The organism is Arhodomonas sp. KWT (genome assembly GCF_010993615.1).
Window position 1 is genome coordinate 1 of the sequence record NZ_WNXE01000252.1, and the last position, 3031, is coordinate 3031.

Sequence of the window (3031 nt, forward strand, 5' to 3'; positions counted from 1 at the left end):
CGACGGCTGCTGGCCCGCGTGCGCGACCGCGTCGCCGCCTCGGACCCGGCGTTCTCCCGGCTGCGGCTGGCCTCCCGGGCGATCCTGTCGATGATGATCACCGGCGTGGTGCTGGCCGCCGTGACCGCGGAGCTGGCGCCGCTGCCGTTCGCCGGCTACGGCATCGCCATGATCCTCACCTTCCTCGGCACCCTCGCGGTGCGCGATCGTTCACCGGTGGCCCAGGCAAAGAGCCGCGCGGCGGCGGGCGTCACCGCCGTGGGCGTGGTCATCGGCGCGGGCGCACTGTCGCCGACACCGGTGGCCGAGCTCGTCTTCCTCGCGGTGATATTCGCCGCCGTCTACATCCGGCGCTTCGGACCACGCTGGTTCATGGTGGGGATGGTGGCCTTCATGGCCTACTTCATCGGCGACTACCTCCACCCCACGCTGGCCGATGGCGGCGGCGTGGCGCTGGCGGCCACGGTGGCGCTGGTGGTGACGCAGATCGTGTGCACCGTCGCCCTCCCCGGCGACCCCGAGCGGGACTTCCGCCGGGCCACTGTCACCATCGACCGCCGGATGAACCTCATCCTGCGCGAGCTGCGCGATGCCGCCCGTGACGACGCGCCCACGGACGCGCGGCGCCGGGAGCTGCAGCGCCATCTCGCCCGGCTGCGGGACATCGTACTCATGGCAGAGGGCTTCATCCCCCAGGGCCGGGGCGGTGCGCTCGCGGGCAGCGGGCCGGCGTCGGACCTCGCCCTGGCGGTATTCGACCTGCAGCTCGCGGTGGAGCGGCTGGTCGCCGCGAGCTTCCGTGCCCTGCCGCCGGTATCGCTGGTCCGCGCGGTGCTGTATGCCGACGAACCGGCTATCCGGCGCGCGGTCAGCGCGTTGCGTGACGCCCCGGAGGACAACGAGACCGCCGTCCAGCAGGTCCTCGTACGGGCCCACCGGGCGCGGGAGCGGCTGGCGGCCACCCTCGAGCAGCGGCCGCATCCGGCCTTCACCACGCCGCTGCCGGAGGAGGCCGACAGTACCGGCGGGTCGACGGACGCGCCGCCCGCGGGCGGGCTCGTGCCGGCATCGCTGCACGTGCCGATCCAGGTCACCGTCGCCTCCGGGCTCGCCATCTACGGCGGGCTGCTGCTGTCCTCCTCGCGCTGGTACTGGGCGGCGATCGCGGCGTTCATCGTCTTCAACAACACCCAGTCCCGCGCCGACACCGCCATGCGCGCGTTCAGCCGCTCTGCGGGGACGTTCGGCGGCATCATCGCCGGCACCGTGGTCGCGACACTCGTGCACGGCAACGTCGCCGCCTCGATCGGCGGCATCCTGGTGCTGTTCTTCCTCGCCTTCTACTTCCTGCAGACCTCCTACGGGCTGATGATCTTCTTCATCACCATCGCGATCGCCCTGCTCTACGGGCTGATGGGCATGTTCAGCCCGCACCTGCTGGTCGTGCGGCTGGAGGAGACCGTCATCGGCGCGGCATCCGGGGTGTTCGCGGCGTTCCTGATCTTCCCGCGGCGGGCGCGAACGCAGGTGGCGTCGGCGCTGGACGCCTACCTGAACGCCCTCGACGAGCTGGTCGGGGTCGCGCGGGAACGCGCCCACGGCCGCCAGCGGGAGGCGGACCTGCTCGCGCTCTCGCGCACACTGGACCGCCGCTACGCCGACCTCGCCGGCGCCGCCCGCCCGCTCAGCGGTCCCTGGACCGTGGTGCGCCGGTTCGGCGAGGTTCGCGAGAAGCTGCTCCTGCTCGCCGGCTGCACCCACTGGGCGAGGGCGCTCGCCCGCGGGGTGTCACGGAGCGACGCCGCCGATCCGGAGAACGGCGCCCGCATCGACCGCCTGGCCGGCGAGGTCGCCCGCCAGATCGAGCGCACCCGCCGCACCGAGCAGCAGTTCTTCCTCACTCCGCACGCCCGCGGCCACGTCGAGCTGCCCGAGGACCCGCGCCGTCGGCTCGCCGTGCAGGAGGATGAACACCCGAGCGTCGCCCTGGCCGTCATCTCCGGACTGCTCGCCCGCGCGCTGGCGGGCGCCTGGCTGGAGGAGGGCGATCGGAACGTGGAAGACGGCTGAAGACCTGGCCCCGCCAGGATCAGTGAACCCCTTCGACCGGCAATGCCGGAATGTCAAACATGGTCACGAGGGTCTCTGCTCCTTCCCGGAAACGCGAATTCGGGCGGAAAGCGGCCGTCCCGGCCATCTGACATCGCAAGGCACCCCTTGGGGCGTATTTCACCCCCAGGTCATTGCCTTACAGGTTCTCCGCCCGCGGCACGTCACCCAGCGCGTTCATCTCCTGAATCTCCGCTGGCGCGACCGCGCTGGACCGTTCATTCATTTGCTTTACCGGCTGCCCGGACGTTCTGCCACCGTCGACTATAATCGGGGCATTGGATAAGGCCTGTTCCGTGGGCGCTCGATGCGGTTCTCGCCAAACGCGGCGTATTCCCGACGCAGCGCATTTTTCGTGTGGATGGACGGACCAGGGGTGGCCGGGCGATCGACTTGATCGCGCGCTCTGCCTCTTGGAGGTAGCGAACATGGCGGGCTGGCATATCGACGGGCAGTACATGGAGACCTGCAACTGCGACTTCATTTGTCCCTGCATCGGCTCCAATCTCACCGCGAGGCCTACCGAAGGCGATTGCAAGGCGGCCGTTGCCATGCGGATCGGCAACGGGGAGAAGGACGGCGTGTCTCTCGACGGACTGAGCTTCATCATCTTGATGCACTCCCCGGGGCCGATGGCCGACGGCGGCATCAAGGTGGGCCTGATCGTGGACGAGCGGGCCGACGAGCGCCAGGCCCGGGCCATCGCGGACATCACATCCGGCAGGTTTGGCGGGCCCCTGGCGGCGATCACACCACTGATCAGCGAGAACGCGGGCATCGAGCGGCGCCCGATCAGCTTCGAGAACGAGGGCATGGCGTGGAAGGTCTCCGCCGGTGAGCTCGTCGAGCAGTCCGCGGTCGGCGTACCGAGCGCCTCGAAGGAGGGCGAGCCGATCTACCTGGAAAACACCGCTCACCCCGT

General features: G+C 70.3%; 2 protein-coding genes. Both read left to right on the forward strand.

All coding sequences use genetic code 11. From position 1 onward, the window contains the following. A partial coding sequence (locus tag G7A99_RS17430; RefSeq protein ID WP_163142516.1) for an FUSC family protein occupies positions 1-2070 on the forward strand: 2070 nt, incomplete at its 5' end. A gap of 467 nt (positions 2071-2537) precedes the next feature. Beyond that, positions 2538-3031, forward strand: a 494-nt coding sequence (locus tag G7A99_RS17435; protein ID WP_163142518.1) for a DUF1326 domain-containing protein, incomplete at its 3' end; no start/stop codon positions are given.